Consider the following 216-nt stretch of genomic DNA (forward strand, 5'->3'; position numbering starts at 1 on the left):
TAAAATGACGCTAAAAAACCTCTGGATGTATTGATGTCATGGCCTGAATCAATCAAGCCAAGACACTTAAAACTTAACGATCATCTTCACGGATAGAAGATGGGTGGCGATTTAACGCCATTACTTCGATATTCATATATGGGTAAAGCGGAAGACCTTGTAAAATTGAATGAAGCTCTTCATTGCTTTCCACATCAAAAATACTGATGTTTGAAT

General features: G+C 36.6%; 1 protein-coding gene. It reads right to left on the reverse strand.

The genetic code is table 11. The annotated features are described in order from the left end of the window. Positions 1-73 precede the first annotated feature (73 nt). The coding region (locus AC1M9F_RS14565; RefSeq protein WP_481598127.1) for a muconolactone Delta-isomerase at positions 74-216 on the reverse strand (143 nt) is incomplete at its 5' end.

This window comes from Acinetobacter sp. ANC_7504, assembly GCF_056779995.1.